We start from the raw sequence: 839 nt of genomic DNA, 5'->3' as shown, positions 1-839 counted from the left end.
AAAACAAAACTGCATAGCTTCTGCCTCGACATGGCTTAGTTGACCGACCTCTAAATAAACGGCTTCAACCAAGTTGAAGTGCTCGGCTTCGGCTTGTTCTTCAATGAGTTCACGCATACTTTCCGCAAGTGATAGCTCATGCATGCTCGCTAATCCACTTGGTAGTGAACGCGAGGGCTTTATCTAAATTGCCTTGGGCGCGCGGGCTCAGTGTCTCGTCAAAGACATCAAATTCGTAGCCGCGAATTGCCAGAATAAAGGCTTCGGGTTTTGTCTCATATAAGGTATGGCACAATTGCAGAACCGACTCAGGTTGAAGCTGATGGCTGCCCAGGCTTTGTTGATCATTAGCGCTGGCTTCATTAAACGAAAAGGGTGGGGAAGAGTCTAAACTCGCGTCTACAAATACCACCGTGTCGTACTGTGTAATGTCGTAAGCGTCTTCGACGGTGAGTTGGTAGTTTGAAGAAAGGCTTACTTTATCAGCAAGTATTGAGTCATCTTCGAGTGCTTTAATAAGCGCCGGGCCGAGGCCATCATCTTGTCTGCCAGGGTTGCCGTAGCCAATAAAGAGTATCTTCTTAATCATCTAGATCTTGCTCATCTAGTGTTGGCCATCTACAAACTGGCTGTTACTGTCGATCAGTTTATTTTCATGATCAAACAGCTCCACCTTGAGCGGCATTTGGCCGAGCGCATGGGTTGCACAAGATAAACATGGGTCGTAAGCGCGAACGGCCACTTCGATATGATTGAGCATGCCTTCCGATATTTTGTTCTTGCCTGAAATATATTTTCGGGCGACATCGGTCACTGCTTTGTTCATGGCGGTATTGTTA

The 839-nt window shown here is 46.7% G+C and carries 2 protein-coding genes and 1 pseudogene; all 3 read right to left on the bottom strand.

Annotated features, from left to right (window positions below):
• Positions 1-117: hydrogenase/urease maturation nickel metallochaperone HypA (locus tag A3766_RS32600; protein WP_369808602.1), on the bottom strand; the 117-nt coding region annotated here is incomplete at its 3' end.
• A gap of 19 nt (positions 118-136) precedes the next feature.
• Positions 137-589 (bottom strand): hydrogenase maturation protease, encoded by a 453-nt coding sequence (locus A3766_RS05600; RefSeq protein WP_068511665.1) that lies wholly within the window; start codon positions 587-589, stop codon positions 137-139.
• A 15-nt stretch (positions 590-604) separates the two neighbouring features.
• Positions 605-839: pseudogene (locus A3766_RS30475) on the bottom strand (Ni/Fe hydrogenase subunit alpha); the annotation flags it as partial.

The organism is Oleiphilus sp. HI0132 (assembly GCF_001635845.1).
This window is presented reverse-complemented; position numbering and strand designations above follow the sequence as displayed.